The 22658-nt window shown below is 57.4% G+C and carries 20 protein-coding genes; 12 read left to right on the top strand and 8 right to left on the bottom strand.

Annotated elements, in window-relative coordinates:
• Window positions 1-156: 156 nt before the first annotated feature.
• From ACJY2L_RS20350 to pqqF, 7 genes are all read left to right on the top strand, one after another.
• Window positions 157-1197 (top strand): dipeptidase, encoded by a 1041-nt coding sequence (locus ACJY2L_RS20350; protein ID WP_439214310.1) that lies wholly within the window; start codon window positions 157-159, stop codon window positions 1195-1197.
• 149 nt (window positions 1198-1346) lie between these two features.
• Entirely contained in the window at window positions 1347-1418 is a 72-nt protein-coding gene (gene pqqA, locus ACJY2L_RS20345) for a pyrroloquinoline quinone precursor peptide PqqA (RefSeq protein WP_071852545.1), read from the top strand.
• 58 nt (window positions 1419-1476) lie between these two features.
• On the top strand, window positions 1477-2409 hold the full coding sequence (pqqB, locus tag ACJY2L_RS20340; RefSeq protein ID WP_187488912.1) for a pyrroloquinoline quinone biosynthesis protein PqqB: 933 nt from the start codon (window positions 1477-1479) through the stop codon (window positions 2407-2409).
• Entirely contained in the window at window positions 2399-3154 is a 756-nt protein-coding gene (pqqC, locus tag ACJY2L_RS20335; protein WP_439214309.1) for a pyrroloquinoline-quinone synthase PqqC, read from the top strand. The genes pqqB and pqqC overlap by 11 nt, the downstream gene beginning before the upstream one ends.
• Window positions 3154-3438, top strand: coding sequence for a pyrroloquinoline quinone biosynthesis peptide chaperone PqqD (gene pqqD / locus ACJY2L_RS20330; protein ID WP_067427025.1), 285 nt, complete (start codon window positions 3154-3156; stop codon window positions 3436-3438). Before pqqC ends, pqqD begins: the two co-directional genes overlap by 1 nt.
• A complete protein-coding gene (gene pqqE, locus ACJY2L_RS20325) occupies window positions 3401-4564 on the top strand; it encodes a pyrroloquinoline quinone biosynthesis protein PqqE (RefSeq protein WP_439214308.1) in 1164 nt (387 codons plus the stop codon). Before pqqD ends, pqqE begins: the two co-directional genes overlap by 38 nt.
• Window position 4565: 1 nt before the next feature.
• Complete coding sequence (gene pqqF, locus ACJY2L_RS20320) at window positions 4566-6875, top strand: pyrroloquinoline quinone biosynthesis protein PqqF (protein WP_439214307.1); 2310 nt, start codon at window positions 4566-4568, stop codon at window positions 6873-6875.
• On the opposite strand, the gene ACJY2L_RS20315 is transcribed toward pqqF, so the two are convergent.
• From ACJY2L_RS20315 to proP, 3 genes are all read right to left on the bottom strand, one after another.
• Window positions 6860-7828 carry a diguanylate cyclase domain-containing protein gene (locus tag ACJY2L_RS20315; RefSeq protein WP_439214306.1) on the bottom strand — a complete coding sequence of 323 codons (969 nt, stop codon included), beginning with the start codon at window positions 7826-7828 and terminating at the stop codon, window positions 6860-6862. The two genes, pqqF and ACJY2L_RS20315, sit on opposite strands and share 16 nt — an antisense overlap.
• A 166-nt stretch (window positions 7829-7994) precedes the next feature.
• Window positions 7995-8972, bottom strand: a complete 978-nt coding sequence (gene hemB, locus ACJY2L_RS20310; protein ID WP_439214305.1) for a porphobilinogen synthase — start codon at window positions 8970-8972, stop codon at window positions 7995-7997.
• A gap of 177 nt (window positions 8973-9149) precedes the next feature.
• A complete protein-coding gene (proP, locus tag ACJY2L_RS20305; protein ID WP_439214304.1) occupies window positions 9150-10655 on the bottom strand; it encodes a glycine betaine/L-proline transporter ProP in 1506 nt (501 codons plus the stop codon).
• A 430-nt stretch (window positions 10656-11085) separates the two neighbouring features.
• Between proP and ACJY2L_RS20300 the strand changes: the two genes are divergently transcribed.
• Window positions 11086-11493 carry a hypothetical protein gene (locus ACJY2L_RS20300; RefSeq protein WP_439214303.1) on the top strand — a complete coding sequence of 136 codons (408 nt, stop codon included), beginning with the start codon at window positions 11086-11088 and terminating at the stop codon, window positions 11491-11493.
• Here the strand turns inward: ACJY2L_RS20300 and ACJY2L_RS20295 are convergent.
• Window positions 11490-13070 carry an EAL domain-containing protein gene (locus ACJY2L_RS20295; RefSeq protein WP_439214302.1) on the bottom strand — a complete coding sequence of 527 codons (1581 nt, stop codon included), beginning with the start codon at window positions 13068-13070 and terminating at the stop codon, window positions 11490-11492. The genes ACJY2L_RS20300 and ACJY2L_RS20295 overlap by 4 nt on opposite strands.
• A 314-nt stretch (window positions 13071-13384) precedes the next feature.
• Window positions 13385-14569 (bottom strand): mannonate dehydratase, encoded by a 1185-nt coding sequence (gene uxuA, locus ACJY2L_RS20290; protein ID WP_439214301.1) that lies wholly within the window; start codon window positions 14567-14569, stop codon window positions 13385-13387.
• A 183-nt stretch (window positions 14570-14752) separates the two neighbouring features.
• Here uxuA and ACJY2L_RS20285 point away from each other — a divergent pair, with 183 nt between their 5' ends.
• Window positions 14753-15439 carry a FadR/GntR family transcriptional regulator gene (locus tag ACJY2L_RS20285; protein WP_439214300.1) on the top strand — a complete coding sequence of 229 codons (687 nt, stop codon included), beginning with the start codon at window positions 14753-14755 and terminating at the stop codon, window positions 15437-15439.
• Here the strand turns inward: ACJY2L_RS20285 and ACJY2L_RS20280 are convergent.
• On the bottom strand, window positions 15425-16483 hold the full coding sequence (locus ACJY2L_RS20280; RefSeq protein WP_439214299.1) for an AI-2E family transporter: 1059 nt from the start codon (window positions 16481-16483) through the stop codon (window positions 15425-15427). The genes ACJY2L_RS20285 and ACJY2L_RS20280 overlap by 15 nt on opposite strands.
• A 219-nt stretch (window positions 16484-16702) precedes the next feature.
• Here ACJY2L_RS20280 and ACJY2L_RS20275 point away from each other — a divergent pair, with 219 nt between their 5' ends.
• Window positions 16703-17902 carry an MFS transporter gene (locus ACJY2L_RS20275; RefSeq protein WP_439214298.1) on the top strand — a complete coding sequence of 400 codons (1200 nt, stop codon included), beginning with the start codon at window positions 16703-16705 and terminating at the stop codon, window positions 17900-17902.
• Window positions 17903-17954: 52 nt separating this feature from the next.
• Here the strand turns inward: ACJY2L_RS20275 and ACJY2L_RS20270 are convergent, their stop codons facing one another.
• The gene (locus ACJY2L_RS20270; protein WP_439214297.1) at window positions 17955-18770 is read right to left on the bottom strand and encodes a TIM barrel protein; all 816 of its coding nucleotides are present in this window, start codon (window positions 18768-18770) and stop codon (window positions 17955-17957) included.
• Between the two features lie 329 nt (window positions 18771-19099).
• Here ACJY2L_RS20270 and ACJY2L_RS20265 point away from each other — a divergent pair, with 329 nt between their 5' ends.
• Both ACJY2L_RS20265 and iolB read left to right on the top strand, forming a co-directional pair.
• Window positions 19100-20605: a CoA-acylating methylmalonate-semialdehyde dehydrogenase gene (locus ACJY2L_RS20265; RefSeq protein WP_439214296.1), complete on the top strand. Its 1506-nt coding sequence runs from the start codon at window positions 19100-19102 to the stop codon at window positions 20603-20605.
• Window positions 20606-20665: 60 nt separating this feature from the next.
• Complete coding sequence (iolB, locus tag ACJY2L_RS20260) at window positions 20666-21481, top strand: 5-deoxy-glucuronate isomerase (protein ID WP_067427066.1); 816 nt, start codon at window positions 20666-20668, stop codon at window positions 21479-21481.
• A 73-nt stretch (window positions 21482-21554) separates the two neighbouring features.
• Here the strand turns inward: iolB and ACJY2L_RS20255 are convergent, their stop codons facing one another.
• The gene (locus ACJY2L_RS20255; RefSeq protein ID WP_067427069.1) at window positions 21555-22394 is read right to left on the bottom strand and encodes a MurR/RpiR family transcriptional regulator; all 840 of its coding nucleotides are present in this window, start codon (window positions 22392-22394) and stop codon (window positions 21555-21557) included.
• Window positions 22395-22658 lie beyond the last annotated feature (264 nt).

The following is a 22658-nucleotide window of genomic DNA, read 5'->3' as shown; positions in this document are numbered from 1 at the left end:
GGGGCGGGGCGCATGCCGCCCCTGCTCGGGCGGCCCGAAGGGCAGAACGAAATGGCCGTTGACCTTAAGACCTTGACCTTAAGACCTTGACCTTAACGCCGCCTGCAAGGCAAAGCCCGCCAGCCTGCAAGGCGCCACTCCACCCACCGGAACGCTATGTCAGACATATATCCTTTTTTTGATGGCCACAACGATGCGCTGCTGCGCCTGTGGATCAACCCGGCGCAGGATCCCGCGGCGGCCTTTATTGCCGGAACGCCTGATGGCCACCTCGATCTGCCGCGGGCGCGACAGGGCAGGCTGGCGGGCGGGCTGTTTGCGCTGTTTGTGCCCCCGGTAAGCTACATCGCCCATATCCGGCAGCAGACCAGCGAAGCGATCGCCGAACAGCATCAGCCAGCGCAAATTGTACGCGAGCAGGCGGCGATCTTGCAGGCGATCGCCGCGCAATCTCAGGGCCAGGCGACGATTTGCCGCACCGCACACGAGATTGAGCAGGCGATGCACAGCGGCGCGCTGGCGATGGTCATGCATCTGGAAGGCGGTGATGCACTGGACGGCGAGGGCGAGCTGCTGGATGAACTCTGTGCGCAGGGGTTACGCAGCCTCGGGCCATTCTGGAATCTGCCTAACCGCTTTGGCGAGGGCGTGAATGGCAACTTTCCCGCATCGCCCGATACCGGCGCGGGCCTGACCGCTGCGGGCATCGCGCTGATCAAAACCTGCAACCAGCGCCGCATCCTAATCGATGTGTCGCACATGAATGAGAAGGCGTTTTGGGATACCGCCCGTCTCAGCGATGCGCCGCTGGTGGCCACCCATTCCAATGCGCATCAGCTCTGTCCGCAGCCGCGCAACCTTACCGATCGGCAGCTGGACGCCATCCGCGACAGTGATGGCCTGGTGGGCGTGAATTTTGGCACTGCGTTTCTGCGTGCCGACGGCAAACGCGACGGCAAGACGGCGGTCGCAGAGATTGTCAAACACCTCTCGTACCTCGCGGATAGAATAGGGATTGAGCGCGTGGCGTTGGGATCGGATTTCGATGGCGTGAACGTGCCAGACGCGCTGCACGACGTAGCCGGATTGCCCCGGCTGGCCGATGCGCTGGCCGCTGCCGGCTTCAGCGCAGCGTGTCAGCAGAAAATGGCCTGGCGTAACTGGCTACGAGTGCTAAAACAAACGTGGGGCGAATAGCCGCTCGGCGATAATAATCCCTGACGCTTCAGGGGTTGATATCCCCGGAAGGGTAGCGCACCATTCGCCCCCGATTTGACAAATCACCCATTCGCTGCCGCACTTAAGGCGCGCAGTGATTTATTCAACACACCAACAGGAGCCGTATTATGTGGATCAAACCTGAATTTACCGACCTTCGTCTGGGTCTGGAAGTCACGCTGTACATCTCTAACCGTTAATCTGTACCGCCCACGGTTCGCCGTGGGTTTTTTCTCCCCCTCTTTTTCCGGTCTACCCATGCTGATAAAAGTTTTAGGATCTGCCGCTGGCGGTGGCTTCCCGCAGTGGAACTGTAACTGCCACAACTGTCAGGGCCTGCGTCAGGGCACCCTGAAAAGCACCGCCCGTACGCAGTCGTCGATTGCCGTCAGTGATAACGGCAAAGAGTGGGTGCTGTGTAACGCCTCACCCGATATCAGTCATCAGATCGCCGCAACGCCGGAGTTGAGAACGCCGGATGTGCTGCGTGGCACCGCTATCGGCTCGATCATCCTCACTGACAGCCAGATTGACCATTGTGCCGGCCTGCTTAACCTGCGTGAAGGCTGCCCGCATCAGGTGTGGTGCACGCCCGAAGTGCATGCCGATCTCACCAGCGGTTTTCCCATTTTTACCATGCTGTCGCACTGGAATGGTGGCCTGACTCACCATCCCATTGCGCCACTTGAACCCTTTACCGTCGCGGTTTGCCCGGCGCTGCGCTTCACCGCGCTGCCGATTCTCAGTAATGCGCCGCCTTATTCGCCTTATCGCGGTAACCCGTTGCCAGGCCACAATATTGCGCTGTTTATTGAGAACATTGAGAGCGGCAAGAGCCTGCTGTATGCGCCCGGCCTCGGTGAGCCCGATGACGCGCTGCTGGGTTGGCTGCACAAAGCGGATTGCCTGCTGATTGACGGCACGCTGTGGCAGGACAATGAACTGGCCAATACCGGCGTCGGTCGCAATACCGGCAAAGATATGGGCCATCTGGCACTGGCGGAAGAGCAGGGGCTGGTGAAGCTGCTGAGCACGCTGCCCGCTGAACGAAAAATTTTGATTCACATTAACAACACCAACCCAATCCTTGACGAAGACTCTGCCGAACGTCACGCCTTAACGCGTGAAGGCATCGAAGTCAGCTGGGATGGAATGACCATTAATCTGCAGGACAATCATCATGTCTCATGAAAAAGCGATGACGCCGCACGAATTTGAGCAGGCACTGCGGGCCAAAGGCGCCTATTACCATATTCATCATCCGTACCATATCGCCATGCATAACGGCCAGGCGACGCGCGAGCAGATCCAGGGCTGGGTGGCGAACCGTTTTTACTACCAGACCAGCATTCCGCTGAAGGACGCGGCGATCATGGCGAACTGCCCCGATCCCGCAACGCGCCGTAAATGGGTACAGCGCATTCTCGATCACGACGGTCAGGGCGACGGCGAGGGCGGTATCGAAGCCTGGCTGCGGCTGGGCGAAGCGGTTGGGCTGTCGCGCGATCTGATCCTTTCTGAGCGGCTGGTGCTGCCGGGCGTGCGCTTCGCGGTGGATGCCTACGTTAACTTTGCCCGGCGCGCCTGCTGGCAGGAAGCGGCGTGCAGCTCGCTCACCGAACTCTTTGCGCCGCAAATTCACCAGTCGCGCCTCGACAGCTGGCCGCAGCACTATCCGTGGATTGAAGCGGAAGGCTACGGCTATTTCCGCAGCCGTCTGAGCCAGGCGAACCGCGACGTGGAGCATGGTCTGGCGCTGGCGCTGGAATTCTGTGACACCGTGGAAAAACAGCAGCGCATGCTGCAAATTTTGCAGTTCAAACTCGACATTCTGTGGAGCCTGCTGGATGCCATGACCATGGCATACACGCTGCATCGTCCTCCTTATCACTGCGTGACCGATCAGCCGGTCTGGCATTATCAGAGGTTTTTATAATGGTTGTTACGACGCAGCAGGTGCCTGCTTTCAAACGCGGTTATCGCCTGCAATGGGAAGCCGCGCAGGAGAGCCACGTGATGCTTTACCCGGAAGGGATGGCCACGCTGAATGAGACCGCCGCTGCTATCTTGCAGCTGGTGGACGGTAAAAGCAGCGTGGCCGATATTGTCGCCACGCTGAATGCCCGCTTCCCCGATGCGGGCGGCGTGGATAATGACGTTATTGAGTTTTTTGGTCGTGCTTATGAACAAAAATGGATCGTCCTGCGTGACGGCGAATAAACCCGCCGTCAATCCGCCGCTGTGGCTGCTGGCGGAGCTGACTTATCGCTGTCCGCTGCAGTGTCCCTACTGCTCGAATCCGCTCGATTTTGCCCAGCAGGAAAACGAGCTGACCACCGAGCAGTGGATCACCGTGTTTCGTCAGGCGCGCGCCATGGGCAGCGTCCAGCTCGGTTTTTCCGGTGGCGAGCCGCTGGTGCGCAAAGATCTGCCTGAGCTGATCGCCGCCGCACGCGATCTCGGTTTTTATACCAACCTGATCACCTCCGGCATCGGCCTGACCGAGAAAAAGCTGCAAACCTTTGGCGATGCCGGGCTGGACCATATTCAGATCAGTTTCCAGGCGAGCGACGAGACGCTGAACGCCGCGCTGGCGGGCTCTAAAAAAGCCTTTCAGCAGAAGCTGGCGATGGCCAAAGCGGTGAAAGCCCAGGGCTATCCGATGGTGCTGAACTTTGTGCTGCATCGTCACAACATCGACCAGATCGACAAGATTATCGATCTCTGTATCGAGCTGGAAGCGGATGATGTTGAGCTGGCAACCTGTCAGTTTTATGGCTGGGCGCACATCAACCGGGAAGGCCTGCTGCCGTCGATTGAGCAGATCGCTCGTGCGGAAGCGACGGTAAAACGCTATCGCGAACGCATGGCGGCCAGCGGCAATCTCACCAATTTGCTGTTCGTTACACCCGATTATTATGAATCGCGGCCAAAAGGCTGCATGGGTGGCTGGGGAGCGATCTTCCTTAGCGTCACGCCGGAAGGCACCGCACTGCCTTGCCATAGCGCCCGCCAGCTGCCGGTGAAATTTCCGTCGGTGCTGGAACATGACCTGCAGCATATCTGGTATGAATCCTTTGGTTTTAATCGCTATCGCGGCTACGACTGGATGCCAGAGCCCTGCCGCTCCTGCCCGGAAAAAGAACAGGACTTCGGCGGCTGCCGCTGTCAGGCCTTTATGCTTACCGGCGATGCCGATAATGCCGATCCGGTCTGCGATAAATCTGCCCATCACGGCAAGATTTTACAGGCGCGCGAAGAAGCTAACTGCAGCAGCCTGCGCGTTGATCAGCTGCGTTTCCGCAATCGCGTTAATTCCAACCTGATTTTCAAAGCCGGAGCCTGATGTGCAGCGGGCCAGCGAGCGGCTGCCGAATGGGCTGCGCATTGAATTGATCTCCACGCCCGCGGCGCAGCAGGCCGCGGCGTTGATATCGGTAGAATGCGGCAGTTTTCATGAGCCGATACCCGGCCTCGCGCATCTTCTGGAGCACCTGCTGTTTGCCGACAGCGCGCATTTTCGCCAGCAGCAACGGCTGATGCCGTGGGTGCAGGGGCAGCAGGGCCAGCTTAACGCCAGTACGCACGCCTGCCGCAGCGCATTCTTCTTTGAAGTTGCCGCCGACCAGCTGGAAGCGGGCGTGGCGCGGCTCACTGACATGATGGCGCATCCGTTGCTGCAGCAATCCGATATCCGCCGTGAGGCACAGGTCATCGACGCCGAGTGCCAGCTGTTGCAGAAAGAGAGCCGCACGCAGGCCGCCGCCGCGCTGGCCAGCATGCTTGCGGCACCTGCCGAAGCGCAGCGCTTTCAGGTTGGCAATGCGGCGACGTTTGGTGACGATCTGCCCGCGCTACAGGCTGCGCTGCGGCAGTTGCATCAGCGCTATTATGTCGCTGGCAACATGACGCTGTGGCTGCAAGGGCCGCACTCGCTGGAGACGCTGCGTCAGCTGGCACAGTGTTACGGCACGCTGTTACCGGCAGGCCAGGCAGAGACGCCGTCTTTACGCTTGCAGGCCAGCGGCGCCAGCCAGCGGTTGCGCTCCGCCCGCAGCGCGCTGCGCCTCGGCTGGATCGTGGCTGACGCCGATGCCACCACCTTTTCGCTGTTACGGCAGATGATCGTCGATGAGGCCAGCGGCAGTCTGCTGGCGCAGCTACGCGATCGTCAGCTTTGTCAGGCGATCGCGCTGGATCTGACGATCGTCACGCCGCAGACTACCCTGATCGTCGTCGATTTCTCCCTGCTTAACGCAACCGATGACGCGGCCACGCAGGTGGAATCGCTGTTTTACCGCTGGGTGCAGCAGTTGATGCAGCAGCCTGACGCCGTCCTGCAGCATTACGCCGCGCTGGATCGCACGGCGTTCAGCGCGCTCTCACCGCTGCGCCAGCTGCGTGCCCGCGTGCTCGACTGTGTGCCGCCAGCGTCCATCGATGAAGCCTTTCTCACGCGCTGGCAGGCGCTGCTGCACCAGTGCCAGGCGGCTTCTCACCTGCGCCAGCTTAGCGGTGAAAACATCACCGCCATGCCCAGGCTCTGCCAGGGTTTTGCCCTCTCGCTGACCACGCGGCCGCTGAGCGCAGCACCGATGGCGGATGCGCACTTTGTCTTTTTCAGCGCACCACAAAGCAGGGCGACAACTGAAACGCCCGGCGGCGCACCGGTTGCGCTGGCGCATCAGCCGCAGAACGGCGAGGAAGTGACGCTGGTGCTGCATCCGGCACCGGAAACAGGGCTGGCAAACTGCGGCGGCGAGGCGTTACGTATGGCGTTACGCACGCTGGCAGGCGATGCGCGTCATGCTGGCGTCAATCTGTGTATTGAACCTGAGCAGGGCATCTGGCTGCTGAGTCTGCACGGCCAGGGCGACGCGCTGCTGCCAGTGCTGGACGCGCTGTCAGCGCGGCTGCTGGCGATGCAGGCGCCGCACTGGCAGGCGGGGCAAACGCCCGCCGAACTGGCCGTACGTCAGGCGTACGATGGCATCGCCATTCGGGCATTGCTGGCCGCGCTGCCGGAGACCCTGCAACCCCAGGCAGCCAACGTACCAGAGAGCTGGAGCGGCATGCTGGTGGGCGGTGATGCGTCGCTGCATCAGGCGTTAGCCCGGCGGCTGAGTCCGCTGCCAGGCTGGCATCATTCTGTTCATCCCGCTCGCCATGCAGCCGTTGCACGCTCGGTAGCCACCAGCAGCCGCGATCGCGCCATTCTGCTGTTCTGTCCGGTGCCCGCCACGGCGTGTTGGCAGCTGCTGGCGCAGATCTATGAGCCGCATTTTTTTCAGCAACTGCGGGTGCATCGGCAGGTGGGCTATGTCGTCAGTTGTCGCTTCCATTATTGCGCAGGTGAAAGCGGCATCCTGTTTGCGCTGCAATCACCGAACTGGGAATATGCCGCGCTCTGGCAGGCCATTGAGGATTTCCTGCATGCGATGACGCCGCTGCTCGGCGACGTCAATGCGCAACAGCTTGATGCGAAATATCAGGCGTTGATGGCTCGCACAGAGGAATCTGCCCGGTTGCGCTGGCTGGCGGCGTGGCGTGGCGAGGTGGAGCAGGGGAATCCGGTATCGCCGGATGACGTGCTGGCCGCGCATCGGCAGTTGCAGCAGTTAACCGGCTGGCGACTGAGCAATCAGCCGGTGGCGTGATGGCGCTTTTTGTTCTGGTACATAATCGCGTCGCTGTGCGTCAACAGTTGATCAAGCGTCAGCGGCGCCGTGGGATCAAACTCTACGATGCCCCATGAAAAACTGAGCTGATAAGGGCGATCCAGCCGCGTAATAAAGGTCTCCAGCTGCTGCTGGAAAGCTGCCACCCGCCGCTCGGCATCGATCTGCCGTGTATCGCTCAGCAACACCACAAATTCATCGCCGCCCAGCCGGGCAAACAGATCGGAACGGCGGAAGCTCAGCTTCAGCGCCTCGGCAAAATCCACCAACGCCCGATCGCCCTCCTGATGACCCAAGGTATCGTTGATTTGCTTGAACTTATTCAAATCAAGAAACGCCAGGCTGGCGTACTGCTGCTTCACTACGCTTTCGGTCAGCAACATGTCAGAGAGCGTTTTAAAGCCACGACGATTGGTAATTTTGGTCAGCTCATCGGAGGTGGCGGTCTGAAAAGCCAGCAGCTCCGCCTCGGCCATCGAGGCAAGGTCATGCAGCGATATGCGATCTTCTGCGCTGAACGTACGCGGCTTATCATCGATAATACAGAAAGTGCCCACTTTCGCGCCGCCAGGCGTGCGCAGCGGGCAACCGGCATAAAAACGGATGTGCGGATTGGCGGTTACCAGCGGGTTATCGTGAAAACGCGGATCTTCATGGGCGTCTTCAATCACCAGCACTTCATTTTGCAAAATCGCGTGACCGCAAAATGAGACGGCGCGCGAGGTACCGGTAAATTCCATGCCGTCGACAGATTTAAACCATTGACGATCGTCTTCCAGTAGCCCGACGAAAGAAATCTGCACGTCAAACAACCGCTTCGCCAGTCGCGTCAGGCGATCAAAACGCTCTTCAGCGGGCGTATCCAGCATATTTAGCGCACGAACTTCACGCAGGCGCTGGCTTTCATCGTCAGGAATCTCTGGCGTTTTCATGGCGTTACGTCGTGTCCTCACTGGCGTATTGCAAAAAATCGTCAAGCTTTATAAGCGTTATGGTTGCTCACTTTAGTGAACGACGGATGAGGCGTAAAGGCGAGTGGTCTGAATTAGCAGAATAACATGCTGAAAATGCGCCGCACAGCGGCGCAAGAAAAGGAGGTTAGAGTACCTTGTTTTCAGCCAGATCGAGCGCAAAGTAGCTGAAAATCACATCGGCACCGGCGCGCTTGATCGCCCCCAGGCTTTCAAGCACTACGTTGCGCTCATCAATGGCACCCGCCTGCGCGGCAAACTTGATCATCGCGTATTCACCGCTGACCTGATAAGCCGCCAGCGGCAGATCGCTACGTTCACGAATATCACGCAGGATATCGAGATAGGCGCCCGCTGGTTTCACCATCAGCGAATCAGCGCCCTCAGCGGCGTCAATCAGCGATTCACGGATCGCTTCGCGACGGTTCATCGGATTCATCTGGTAGGTTTTACGATCGCCTTTCAGCGCCGTACCTGCTGCCTCACGGAAGGGGCCGTAGAACGATGAGGCAAATTTGGTCGAATAAGACATGATGGCGGTATCGGTAAACCCGGCGGCGTCCAGCGCCTGTCGAATGGCCGCCACCTGGCCATCCATCGCCGCGGATGGCGCGATGAAATCGGCACCGGCATTGGCTGCCACCACCGCCTGCTTGCCGAGATTAATCAGCGTGGCATCGTTATCGACACCCTGACCGCACAGCACGCCGCAATGGCCGTGTGAGGTATATTCGCAGAAGCAGGTGTCGGACATGACGATCATCTCCGGCACCGTCTCTTTGCAGATACGCGACATGCGCGCCACCAGGCCGTTTTCCTGCCAGGCATCGCTACCGGTGGCATCGGTGTGGTGCGAAATGCCGAAGGTCATCACCGAGCGGATGCCCGCTTTGGCGATGCGCTCGATTTCATACGCCAGACGCTTTTCCGGAATGCGCATCACGCCCGGCATCGCTTCAATGGCTTTGTAATCATCGACGCCCTCTTCGACAAAAATTGGCAGGGCGAGATCGTTCAGGCTCAGCTCGCTTTCCTGGAACATCGCACGCAGCGAAGGGGTTTTACGCAATCTTCTTGGGCGCAAAACAGGGGAATATTCAGACATAGGAGAGTCACTGTAGTCGATAAAAAGTAGCAATAATTCTACTCCTTTTACCCCAGGGTTTTTAGCCCCGACTGCGGAGAGAGTAAACAATTTGAGCGGTTTAGCGGCGAATCAGACGGGAAGAATCGGTGCGGCAGGCAAAAAAATCCCCTTGCCAGCGGCAAGGGGAGAGGCAGATTACTCGTTGATACGCGGATGCTGATCGATCAAATTGCTGCGCTGGCTTTCCAGGCGCTTGATCTCGCTGTCGATATCTTCGATTTTCTGTTCAATATTGTCGTGATGTTCCTGCAGAATCTCGCGCGCTTCGCTGATATCCGATGCCGCCGGGGTGGCACCTTTCAGCGGCTTGTTCGCCGTCTCTTTCATGGTAATACCGGTGATCAAACCGATAACCGCCACGACCATCAGATAGTAGGCAGGCATGTAGAGATTGTTGGTGGTTTCTACCAGCCAGGCGGCCAGCGTTGGCGTCAGACCGGCGATTAACACCGAAATGTTAAAGGCACTGGCCAGCGCACTGTAGCGAATATGCGTCGGGAACATCGCCGGCAGTGACGAAGCCATGACACCGGTAAAGGAGTTAAGAATAACCGCCAGCACCAGCAGACCCGCAAAGATCAGGCCGAGCACGTTGCTGTTAATCAGCATGAAGGCCGGGATAGCGAAAACCAACAGCGAGATACTGCCGATAATCACAAAAGGACGACGGCCAAAGCGATCGCTCAGCAGGCCCATGACCGGCTGCACAAACAGCATACCCAGCATGATGGCGATAATAATCAATACGCCATGATCTTCAGAGTAGTGCAGGTTGTGCGCAAGGTAGCTCGGCATATAGGTCAGCAGCATGTAATAGGTCACGTTGGTAGCGATCACCAGACCGATACAGGAAAGCAGGCTTTTCCAGTGCTTAGTCGCGATCTCTTTAAACGAGACTTTTGGACCTTCACGCAGGCCGTCGCGATCGCCCTGTTCCAGCTTATCAACGTGCTGCTGGAAGGCCGGGGTCTCTTCCAGTGCATGACGCAGATAAAGACCAATCATACCCAGCGGCAGCGCAAGGAAGAACGGCAGACGCCAGCCCCACTCAAGGAAGCGCGCTTCGCCAATCACAGCGGTAATCAATACCACCACGCCCGCGCCGAGTACAAAACCAGCAATCGAGCCGAAGTCGAGCCAGCTGCCCATAAAGCCGCGCTTACGGTCAGGTGAATATTCCGCCACGAAGATCGATGCGCCGGTGTACTCACCGCCAACAGAAAAGCCCTGGGCCATTTTGGCCAGCAGCAGCAGAATCGGTGCCCAGATACCAATCGAGGCGTAAGAAGGAATCAGCCCGATACAGAAGGTACTGATCGACATGATGATGATGGTGATGGAGAGAATTTTCTGACGACCATATTTGTCGCCCAGTCGACCAAAGAACAGCCCGCCAAGCGGACGAATCAGGAACGGCACGGAGAAGGTACCGAGTGCTGCAATCATCTGCAGGCTGGGATCGGCACCCGGAAAAAAGACTTTACCCAGTGCATAGGCGACAAAGCCGTAAACACCAAAGTCGAACCATTCCATCGCATTGCCCAACGATGCGGCGGTAATCGCCTTGCGTAATCTGGCATCGTCGATGATGGTGACATCATCCAACGCGATAGGTTTGACACGTTTCCTACGTAACTTCATGAAAATCGCCCTGTCTCTATTACCATTGTTGATAAAGTTCTCAACGGCGCGGACCGAGCTGAATCGTGTCAGGCCGCTGCGTTGAGAAAATTTAAGCATAGCCAGGAAAGTGATGATGATTGCCCCCGGAAAACAAAATAATTTCTGAGGTAAACCATTCTGGCATCACGCTTATTATACCGTTACTGCCTTCTCATTGTCATTTTTCGTCAGAATGGCTGTTGTTGTGTGCTTTCAGGGCGATTTGGCGCATAAATTGTGCGTTTTTCATCCCTTTAAAGCCTGACGGCCAGGATAAAATGTCACTTCCGTCTCATAACAGTTCAGATTTTTTAATGATTTTGCCGTGAGTCTATACGCGCTGCTGAAGCACGTCACTGCCACAGAGCATGATCGTTGCGTGTCGTTTTTTCAGGGGAAGAGGTACAGCATGAATAATAAAAAAAGCCTGCCATTCAACAACCCGTGGCTGTTGATGGTGGATAGCGTGGAAAAAAACGCCGTCATGGACAATGTGAATACGCAGGTCATCAATCCGATCGCAGCCTGGCTGAAACCGATATTGCCGCCAGCGATGTTGCAGACCGGTCGCAAACTCACCGCCAGTAAAGCGGAGGTCACCGCGTTACCGATGCCGTCGGGCACAGTGCCGAAAACGGCGTTGTCATCGCCATGTGCACTGCAGCAGTATCATCAGCTGGCGGAAGAGGTAAACGCTACGCTGGCACGCGTCAATGTGCGCACGCAGCGCAGTGGCGTATCGCTCATGCCGCCTGATGCGCGTGGCGATGCGGTCAGCATTGCTCTGCGTGCCGCGCAAAAGCACCGCCGCCGTTAAGAGGCGTTAAGCTCCAGCGGCGTTGCGCCTTCAGTCATTAACCAGCTACGCAGCGCGTCAGACGTCATCGGGCGCGCATAATACCAGCCCTGAACAAAGGCGACACCGCGCTGGCTTAAATAGCGATACTGCATCTCGGTTTCCACGCCTTCGCCCAGGATATTCAGCGCCAGCTTGTGGCTTAGCGAGATAATGGCATCCAGCACCGGCGTTTCGCCATCGATCGACTCAATGGGATTAATAAATCCGCGGTCGATTTTGAGATAGTCGAGCTCAAAGGTTTGCAGATAAGAGAGCGAACAGTTGCCGGTGCCAAAATCGTCAATGGCGACCTTGATGCCGCATTGCCGTAGCCAGGCGAGCTTTTTCGCCACGGCATCGCCCTCTTTGATCAGGCTGCGTTCGGTAAGCTCAAGGGTAATTTGTAGCTGTTTATGCGCAATCTCGCGGGCAAACTGCTCGATATCCGGCACAAAATCAGGATGCTGTAGATGTTCGGCGGCGACGTTCAGCGCCAGATGAAACCCCGGCGTCACCTGCCAGCTTTCGACGTCACGCGCCAGTAGGCTAAGCAGATGGCGCGTCAGTGGAATAATCATATTCTCCTCTTCCGCGGCGGCGATAAAAATATCGGGCCGTTCCCATTCACCATCACGCCGCTGCCAGCGCATCAGCGCTTCCACACCGCTACAGCATCCGCTGCTCACCTGACAAACCGGCTGATAGGCCACGCTGAGTTCATCGCGCTGCATCGCTTTTTTAATTCTGTCGCGCCAGGTCACGCGGCGTTTTATCCAGTTGGCGGTGATGACCATAAATAGCAGCGACAGAATGGCGATCATCGGCAGAAAGATCAGAAAAATGTCGCGCCAGGTGCGCAACGCTTCGCTGGCGGGCGTAAGCACCGTGACGTCGAAAGGATAGCGCGAGGAGGCGGCGTGCCAGACCACCGGATCGATCGGCAGCAAGGCGGTGCGCTGAGCCTGTCCGGTCACGAAGGTGTAGCCGCCGTTGAAGCTAATTTTTAGCTGATAATGGCGCGCTTCGCTGACCGCGCGCATAAAATCGAGCAGGTATTGTCCTTCAACAATGGCGTAAACGCCGAAGTCTTCGGGATTCATCCACACAAAGGCGATGGCCGGGCGTTCGGGCACGGCGGAAGTACCCGCGATGGAAATGCCCCAGTTTCCCGTGGATTGCGGCAACGCATGCTGAATCATCACGTTAAGTTCACCCGGATCGTGACCATAAGCCGACGAGCAGCTGACGTGTGAGCCATCTAACACGCCGATCGCGCGAAAATAGGGATAACGCGAGGCCAGCCGCTGTAAAGGGCGTTCAAGTGACAAACAGGTTTGGCCTTTGAAATCGCGCAGCGTGCGGGTGATATGCATGGCGCTGTCGCTAAGCGTTTCGGTTTGGGTGATCAGCGCATTGGCGGTGACCGTTTGCTGATTGCGCAGGCTGTGGCGCGCTTCAACCGCGGTAAACAACATGCCAAGAATAATTGGCACTAAACCTGCGCCGAGAATTAACAGCCACCGCTGATGGCGTTGCAGAAAAAGTGACGACGGCAAGATAATCCCCTGAAGATGGCGCAGCAACGTAGAAACAGCGATATAGCACGGCCTGCGTGCGTCTGGCGCCGGGTAGCCGTCGAAACGATAACGGCGTTGATCGGTTATCGGCGCGCGGCGACAGATATTGACTGCTGATTAGCGCGTGGTGAAGGTGATTGACACTATCGCCGCGCCAAATGCGTGCAGAGTAGCATAAAGCAGAAGTAAATTTGGTGACAGATTCGGGCCAGCGGATCGTTGTGTCGTTCATGCGGCGGGTAAACGGCAAAAGCGATGATGGCGGGCAGCACGTTGGCTGCCCGCTCGTCAGGTTACTCACTGAAAAACAGCTGCTTCAGTGCCACTTCCACGCCGCGCACTTCGGCCAGGCCTTTCAGGCGACCAATGGCGGAATAGCCAGGATTGGTTTTCTTGTGCAGGTCGTCCAGCATCTGATGGCCATGATCGGGGCGCATTGGAATCGCTCGTGGGTTACCGTGCTGGCGACGCCGCTGCTCCTCGGCGAGAATCTCACGTACCACACCAACCATATCGACATCGCCCGCCAGATGCGCCGCTTCATGAAAACTCGCCGGATTTTCTTCCCGTAGCGTTGCGCGCAGGTGGGCGAAATGAATGCGATCGGCGTAAGTGCGCGCCATGGTCACCAGATCGTTGTCGGCACGCACGCCGTACGAACCGGTGCAGAAGGTAAAACCGTTGTGCACACTGTCGACGGTCTCTTTCAGCCACTGCATATCCTCCGCGGTGGAAACGATACGCGGCAGGCCAAGAATAGGGCGCGGTGGGTCGTCCGGGTGCACTGCCAGCACAATGCCCGCCTCTTCAGCAACCGGCACAATCGCGCGTAAAAATGTCGCCATGTGTTCGCGCAGCTGGGCTTTGTCGATGCCGTCATACTGCGCCAGCTGCACCAGAAACTGTTCCAGCGTGTAGCCCTCTTCGGCACCCGGCAAACCGGCAATGATATTGCGCGTCAGCGTGGCTTTTTCTTCATCGCTCATGGCGGCAAAGTAATCCGCTGCCGCCTGCTGTTCTGTAGTGCTGTAGTCGGCACTGGCACCGGGACGCTGTAAAATATGCAGTTCAAATGCCGCAAAGGCGACGGCATCGAAGCGCAGCGCTTTGGCACCATCGGGCAGCGTCCACGCCAGATCGGTGCGCGTCCAGTCGAGCACCGGCATAAAGTTGTAGCAGACGGTATCAATGCCGCAGCCACCGAGGTTGCGCAGCGACTGCTGATAGTTGGCAATGTAGCGCTGATAGTCGCCGCGCTGGGTTTTAATCGATTCATGCACCGGAATGCTTTCCACCACCGACCAGACCAGGCCTTTCTCCGCCAGCAGCGCCTGGCGCGCTTTGATCTCCTCGACCGGCCAGACCTCGCCGTTAGGAATATGGTGTAACGCGGTCACGATGCCGGTTGCGCCTGCCTGGCGCGCATCATCAAGGGAAACCGGATCGTTTGGGCCATACCAACGCCATGTGTGTTCCATTGCTGCTCCTTTGTGTAATAATTAGCCTTCTGGTCAGGCCGCTGGACCAATGCTATGTCAGAAACGTCGTCGCCCGCCGTGAAGCAGATCGCAATGTTGTGATCGCGGTAACGGTTCTCAGGAAAAGCGATCCTGAAGCGGCCAGGGTAAGCACATCACAGGATGCAGCAGCATGGAGCAACAATGTCTTTATCTCAGGTGAAAGTTGAACGGCTCTATCGGCAGATCTCTAATCAGCTGATCGACGCTATCCGTCGCGGTGATTTTACGCCAGGCGGCGCCTTGCCCGCCGAACGCGAGCTGGCTAAGCAGCTGGGCGTCAGCCGCTCGTCGATTCGCGAGGCGTTGATCGCGCTGGAGATCACCGGCTGGGTGGAAATTCGCACCGGCACTGGCGTGTTTGTCGCTAACCCTTTGCCGCAGGAGAGTGTTACGTCCGGCGATGATGAGTTCAGCCTGCACGATCTGTTGAAAGCGCGGCAGGCATTTGAGGGCATGACCGCTGAGCTGGCGGCGCGGCACGGCAATCCGCAACAGCGCGCGGCGCTGCTGGCGTTAACCGAAAGCCTGCTGCAATTGCAGCACAATGACGCGCAGTTTTTACAGCAGGATAAGGCGTTTCATCTGCTGATCAGCGCGATGAGCGGCAACGATCTGCTGCGCGATATGATGGAGTATTTGTGGAATAAGCGGCACACCGCGCGATTTATCCGGCTGGAGCAGCATTATGCCGACGCCGATTTTGCTCGCGAGATGAATCAGGATCATCAGCGTATTGCGCAGGCGATTGTGAATGGTGATGCGCTCCAGGCCCGGGCGAGCATGGAGCAGCATCTTCAGCACGTATGCGATCGGCTATTTGCGCTTTAACAAGGTTTTCGGCGCGGGCCTGCCGTTACCGAGCATGACCGCCAGTCGGCTGCCGCCCGGTGTGGTTTCCATCAGGATTTTGCAGACGCTGGTCAGCGGCACGGAGAGCAGCATGCCCACCGGGCCGAGCAGCCAGCCCCAAAATATCAGTGACAGAAACACCACCAGCGTTGACAGCCCCAGCCCACGACCCATGATGCGCGGCTCAAGAATATTGCCGAATATCATATGAATGGCGCTGAACAGCGCGGCGACTATCGCGGCATCGTAAACGTTGTTGAGCACCAGCGCCTGAATCACCGGCGGAATACCGGCGATAATCGGACCAATGTTAGGGATAAAGTTCAGGATAAAGGCGACCACGCCCCAGAACAGCGCAAACTTCACGTCCAGCAGCATCAACGACAGCCAGACCGCCACGCCGGTAATCAGACTGATCACCGTTTTCAGCGCCAGATAGTGTGTCACGCCTTTCAACGCCTTGTGCAGCCCGGCAATACGAATCTTCGGGTTAACCAGCGCGTTACGCAGCTTGTAAGGCAGATTGCGCACCTCAAACAGCATAAACACCACGGTGAGGATCAGCAGCAGCACGTTGGTCATGGCGCCGGAGAACTGCGCCAGCACCACGGTAGCCATGTTCATAATGGCGTTGGGATCGAGGCGGGAAGCCATTCTCTCGGTAGAGATGTTGATATGGAAATTGGCCGCCAGATGCTGCACCACCAACAGCTTCTGTTCCAGCAGGCTACGAATCTGTGGATAGATGCTGCTGAATTCATTGACCGAGCTGGCGATCACCGCTACCAGCACCATCATGACCAGGATGATGGCGGTAATCACCAGTGAAATCGCCCAGCTGCGGCGCAGACCCCGGCGCATCAGCATGGTAACCAGCGGATTCAACACAATGGCAAGAAAAGTGGCGAGCAAAAATGGCACGATAATTTCTGAGGCGGCACGAATGCCGGCCAGCACAATGACCAGCATGGCCAGTTTAATTAAGATGTTCTGCCCCATCTTTTCCTGCAGCGGTAGGCTCATAACGATTCCTGATAAGTCATCTGTCCGGCCAGTTTATCCTGAACGGTACTCATTTTCTGATTTTAGCGGCACTTTCAGGGTTTTACACCTTATGCCCCTTGCTTGAGATACGCCCGTTGCGGGCCGCTGATTATTGGGCGTTTGCCTGATGCGAGCGAGCTAAAAACGCGTATGATTAAAAATAAGTCTGCTAACTATTCACTACGGGATGTTTGCGTTATGCCTGACCAGCCTGCAAAGGAAACGGCCATCAGCGGGATTCAGCTAAATCTGCGCATTATCTCTACCGTGATTTTCAACTTCTCCAGCTACCTGACGATTGGCCTGCCGCTGGCGGTGTTGCCCGGCTATGTGCATGACGTTATGGGGTTCAGCGCCTTCTGGGCCGGGCTGGTGATCAGTCTGCAATACGTTTCCACGCTGATCAGCCGCCCACATGCGGGCCGTTATGCCGACCTGTGGGGCCCGAAAAAAGTGGTGATTTTTGGCCTGTTCGGCTGTCTGCTGAGCGGGCTGTTTTATGGCGCGGCGGCGTTGACCAGCGATAACGCCGTGCTGAGCCTGACGTTGCTGTGCGTGGGTCGGTTGATTCTGGGCGTCGGCCAGAGCTTTGCTGGCACCGGCTCAACGCTCTGGGGCGTGGGTGCGGTGGGCTCGCTGCATATTGGCCGGGTGATTTCATGGAACGGCATTTTTACCTATGGCGCGATGGCTATTGGCGCGCCGCTGGGCGTGGTGCTTTATCGCTATGGCGGGCTGATGCTGCTGGCGGAAACGATTGTCGCCATTATCGTGGTCTCGGTGGCGCTGGCCTGGCCGCGCCCGGCGGTGAAAGGCAGCAAAGGCAAACCGATTCCGTTTCGTGATGTGCTGGGCAAAATATTGCCCTATGGCCTGATTCTGGCGATGGCCTCGGCGGGTTTTGGCGTGATTGCCACCTTTATTACGCTGTTTTATCAGGATAAAGGCTGGGATGGCGCCGCCTTCGCGCTAACGCTGTTCAGCGCCGCCTTTGTTGGCACACGGCTGCTGTTTCCCAACGCCATTAACCGGCGTGGCGGATTGTTTGTGGCAATGGTGTGCTGCGCGGTTGAAGCACTGGGGCTGTTTCTGGTGTGGGGCGCGTGGGATCCGCTGATCGCCAAAACCGGCGCGCTGCTGACCGGCGCCGGTTTTTCGCTGGTCTTCCCGGCCATTGGCGTCGAGGCGGTAAAAGTGGTGCCAACCCAGAATCAGGGCAGTGCGCTGGCAACCTATACGGCGTTTATGGATCTGTCGCTGGGCATTACCGGGCCGCTGGCCGGGCTGATCATGAGTGTGGCTGGCGTGCCGGTGGTTTATCTGCTGACGGCGCTGCTGGTCTGCCTGGCGTTCTATATGATTCTGCGGCTGAAGCAGCCCGATCGGGCTGCCGCATAAAAAAGGCCTCCAGCGGAGGCCAACATCTCATCGACACAGATAAGAGAAAGGGTTACGCCTGCAGTAGCGCGATGCTCTGGCGGATTTCACGTTCAATATCTGCCGCCTGCCAGCTTTCCATCACTGAGGAGAACGGCTCCATGGCGTACAGGCCGCGATAGCCCATGCGCTCAAGGCGGGCAACCTGCTGCACGCTGTGCAAACGATCCGCTGCGGAGAGCATGATGCGCTCTTCATCGGTCAGCTCCGCCACCGGCCGCGCATCTTCCACGCCAGAGAGATGCACCAGGCCAATGCCATTGATATCAATGCCCTGTTCAAATTCCTCTTCCGCATGTTCATACAGATGATGGTGAAATGTATCGAGCAAAATCTCGAACGGCGCACCGGCCTGTTTAATCAGCGCCTGCGCCTGCACCGCCGAACGTAATGAACTGATCGGGAAGCCCAGCGGCTCCACCAATCCTTTAATGCCATAACGGGCGAACAGCGGAGCCAGTTTTTGCAGGGCGGCAACGGTCTCGTCGGTACTGATTTTCGTACCGTCGTTGAGCGGGCACATTACCAGCGCGCTTACGCCCAGCGCCTGCGCTTCTTTCAGCAAGGCTTCCGCTTTTGCCAGCAGGGCATCCTCGGCCCGATTGAAAGGATAAAGCGCATTGATGGTCACAATATTCAGACCATATTTTTTCGCCAGTGCCACGACATCGGCATGACTGAGATCGTCGGTAACCTTGCCGCTCGGCATGTCGTTACGCAGTTCAACATGCTGCAAGCCAAGCTTTGCCACCAGGGCAAAAAACGCGTCGATAGAGAGCGCGGGGGCAATTTTACGGTTGATACATATTCGGGTGGGATCGATGGCCATGGAGCCGAACTCCTGCATAAAGTGAATGAGAGAAGAATAGCGCTCATTGAAAACATAAATTTCATTTTAAGTTAAATGTGAAATTAAAATTTTTAGATGTCTCTCGCAAATATTTCGCGCGTCTGTGACGCAGGACGACTTACGCCCGGCTGGTTTGGTGGATGATGCCGCGCAACACAGGATAAAAATGCGATCCTCTTCGCTAAACACAAAACTTTCATTAACTAGTAATTGAAAAATTTATTTCAATATTATAGTTTTTTCGAACGTATTCGATTTGCCTGTTCGGGCAATGGCCAGCAGGACCCTAACTCTACAGAGGCATCAGCATGAATATCACAGGAAACTTCATCGGCGGAAAAACCACGCTGAGCAGCAGCAACGAAACCATTCCGGTTTACGATCCCGCCAGCGGCAAAGTAGTGCGTGAATTGACGCAAAGCACCGCGCAGGAAGTGGCGCAGGCGATTGAAGTCGCGCATAACGCCTTTCCTGAATGGTCGCGAACCTCGCCGCTGCGCCGCGCGCGCATCATGTTTAACTTCAAGGCGCTGATGGAGAAACACCGTGATGAGCTGGCTGAGCTGATCGTCAGTGAACATGGCAAAGTGTGGTCTGATGCGCTGGGTGAGCTGACGCGCGGCATGGAAGTGGTGGAATTTGCCTGTGGTATTCCGCACCTGCTGAAAGGTGAGTATTCCGCCAGCGTCGGCACCGGCGTGGACAGCTACTCGCTGATGCAGCCGCTGGGCGTGGTGGCGGGCATTACGCCGTTTAACTTCCCGGCGATGGTGCCGTTGTGGATGTTCCCGATTGCGCTGACCTGCGGCAACACCTTTGTACTCAAGCCGCCTGCGCTGGATCCGTCGGTGGCGGTGCGCATGGCTGAGCTGCTGACCGAAGCGGGCCTGCCTGATGGCGTTTTCAATGTGGTGCACAGCTCCAATGAAGATGCTGAACAGCTGTACAAAGATCCGCGCGTGCAGGCGGTGAGCTTTGTCGGTTCTTCAGGCGTCGCTGAACACATTTATAAAACAGCCAGCGCCCACGGCAAACGTGTGCAGGCGTTTGGCGCGGCGAAAAATCACGCTATCGTCATGCCTGATGCCGATCTGGACGCCACGGTAAATGCCATCATGGGCGGTGCCTTTGGTTCGGCGGGCGAGCGCTGCATGGCGCTGCCGGTAGTGGTGGCCGTTGGTGACGAGACCGCCGATACGCTGATCGCGCGCCTGACGCCGCTGGTCAAGGCGCTGCGCGTCGGACCCGGCATGCACAAAGGCAGCGACGAGAATGAGATGGGGCCAGTTGTCTCTGCGGCGCATCAGAAAAAAGTGCTGGGCTACATCGACACCGGCGAGCAGGAGGGCGCAACGCTGGTGGTCGATGGCCGCAATTTCCAGGTCGACGGGCACGCTGAAGGCTATTACGTCGGCGGAACGCTGTTCGATAACGTGACGCGCGACATGGTGATCTGGCGCGAAGAGATCTTCGGACCGGTATTGAGCATCATGCGTGCGCCCGATTATCAGAGCGCGCTTGAGCTGGTGAACAGCCATGAGTTTGGCAACGGCAGCGCCATCTTTACCAGCAACGGCTACACCGCACGCGACTTCGTGCAGGAAGTGCAGGCGGGCATGGTCGGCGTCAACGTGCCGGTGCCGGTGCCTATGGCCTTCCACAGCTTTGGCGGCTGGAAACGGTCGGTGTTTGGCGCATTGAATGTGCATGGGCCGGATGGCGTGCGCTTCTACACGCGCATGAAAACCGCCACCACGCGCTGGCCGAGCGGTCAGCCGATCGTGTCTGAATTCAGCATGCCAACGCTGAGCTAATTCGTTGCCTGCCGGGCCAGCGTGGCTGGCTCGCGCAGGATACCAAACAGGAGGAGCAGCATGTCGTTACTCTCGAAATGCCAGCAGCCGGATGATTCTGGCCGTATCCAACGGGTCACGCCGGAAAGCGCCGGCTGGGGCCATGTCGGCTTTGAAGCCTATCTGCTGACCAAAGGGCAAACGCTGCGTCTGGAAAGCGGCGATAAAGAGCTTTGCCTGGTGCTGGTAGCAGGGCTCGCCTCGGTAAAAACGCAGCAGGCGGATTTTCCCGGCCTCGGCCAGCGCATGTCGCCATTTGAGCGCACGCCGCCCTATTCCGTTTACGTGCCGCATCACGACAGTGTGGAAGTGCACGCCGACAGCGATCTGGAGCTGGCGGTATGCAGCGCGCCGGGTAAAGGCAGTCTGCCGGCTCGGCTGATCGCACCGGCGGACGTGGGCGTAGAGCAGCGTGGCAAAGGCAACAACAAGCGTCTGGTGCACAACATTCTGCCGGACAGCGAAGTGGCAGACAGCCTGCTGGTGGTGGAAGTCTATACCGATGAGGGCAATACCAGCTCTTATCCCAGCCACAAGCATGATGAAGAGACGGAAAACGAAACCTATCTGGAAGAGACTTACTATCACCGCTTCGATCCGCCGCAGGGGTTTGCCATGCAGCGCGTCTACACCGACGATCGCTCACTGGATGAGTGCATGGCTGCCTACAATCGCGATGTAGTCACGGTGCCGCGCGGTTACCATCCGGTAGCGACCATTGCGGGTTACGATAATTACTATTTAAACGTGATGGCGGGGCCGGTACGACTGTGGAAGTTTAGCTGGGAGCAGGATCACGCCTGGGTTAACAGCGAGCGTTATCCGCGCGAGAGCTAAGTAATGGTTAATCGATAACAGCAGAATAAAGCGGGCGGCGGAAGCTGCCCTTTTTTATTGCGTGCAGCAGGCGTTACGTGGCGGCGTTGGTCAGCGCCAGCGATACGGCCAGCGTCTGCGCCAGGCACAAAGAGGCGACCTGTGAGCGGAAGCCATCAACCTGCGCTTCGCGTACCACAAAGCAGACGTCACTAAACGCTGCCAGCGGGCTGACCTGGCTGTCGGTAATGGCGATCAGCTGCGCGCCGCGTTTAGCGCCTAACTCCACCAGCTCAACCGCTTCGCGGGCATACGGCGAATAGCTGATGGCAATCACCACATCTTTGGGATTGACCATGCTGAGCTGCTCGGCAAACATGCCGCCCAGGCCATCGATCAGAAAAGCCCGGCGTTCAAGATGGCGCAACGCATAAGTGAGGTAAGAGGCGACGCTGAACGAGCGGCGCAGGCCGATAATATAGATGTTTTCCGCACCATCCAGCAGGCTTACCGCTTTATCGAGCTGTTCCGGGCTGGTTTGCATCACCAGCTGTTGCAGCGCCTGCGAGTTAACCATGCTGAACACGTTGAGGATTTCGGCCGGGCTTTCCGGCGATACGGCGTTATCTTCCGTCGCGGTCTGCCGGAACAGGCGAGCGCGTTCGGTATAGTTCACCGTCTCTTCCATCAGGTGCTGACGAAAAACCTGTTTCATTTCGTTGAAACCGCTGAAACCAAAGGCGTTGGCAAAACGGATCAGTGTGGAAGGCGGTACATCGGCGTGTTGGGCAATCGATGCGACGGTATCAAAAGCAATACTGTTACTGTTATCAAGAATATAGCGAGCCACCTGCTTCAGTCGCTTGCTGAGCGTGTCATAGCGGCGGCGAATATCTTCCTGCAACAAAGAGAGTTGTGTTGGGTTTGTTGACATGACTGTGCTCGCAAAAAAGAGAAAAGGGGGTCAAAAGTTAAGCGTCATTGTACCAGATGAATGGAAAATTTCATTTGAATACTAAAAGCGTGGAGGATATTTCATCGCTTTATGAAATGGTTCACAGAAGGGGGAGATGTGCCCGGAAGCGGGCGGCCTTTTTAGGTCAAAGACCATTTTGTTCTGCCTTGCAGGCTGGCTGTTTAAAGGCCAGGTCAAAGGCCATTTCGTTCTGCCTTGCAGGCTGGCTGTTTAAAAGCCAGG

This window comes from Duffyella sp. Ts4, from assembly GCF_051851875.1.
Lineage (GTDB): Bacteria > Pseudomonadota > Gammaproteobacteria > Enterobacterales > Enterobacteriaceae > Duffyella > Duffyella gerundensis.
This window is presented reverse-complemented; position numbering and strand designations above follow the sequence as displayed.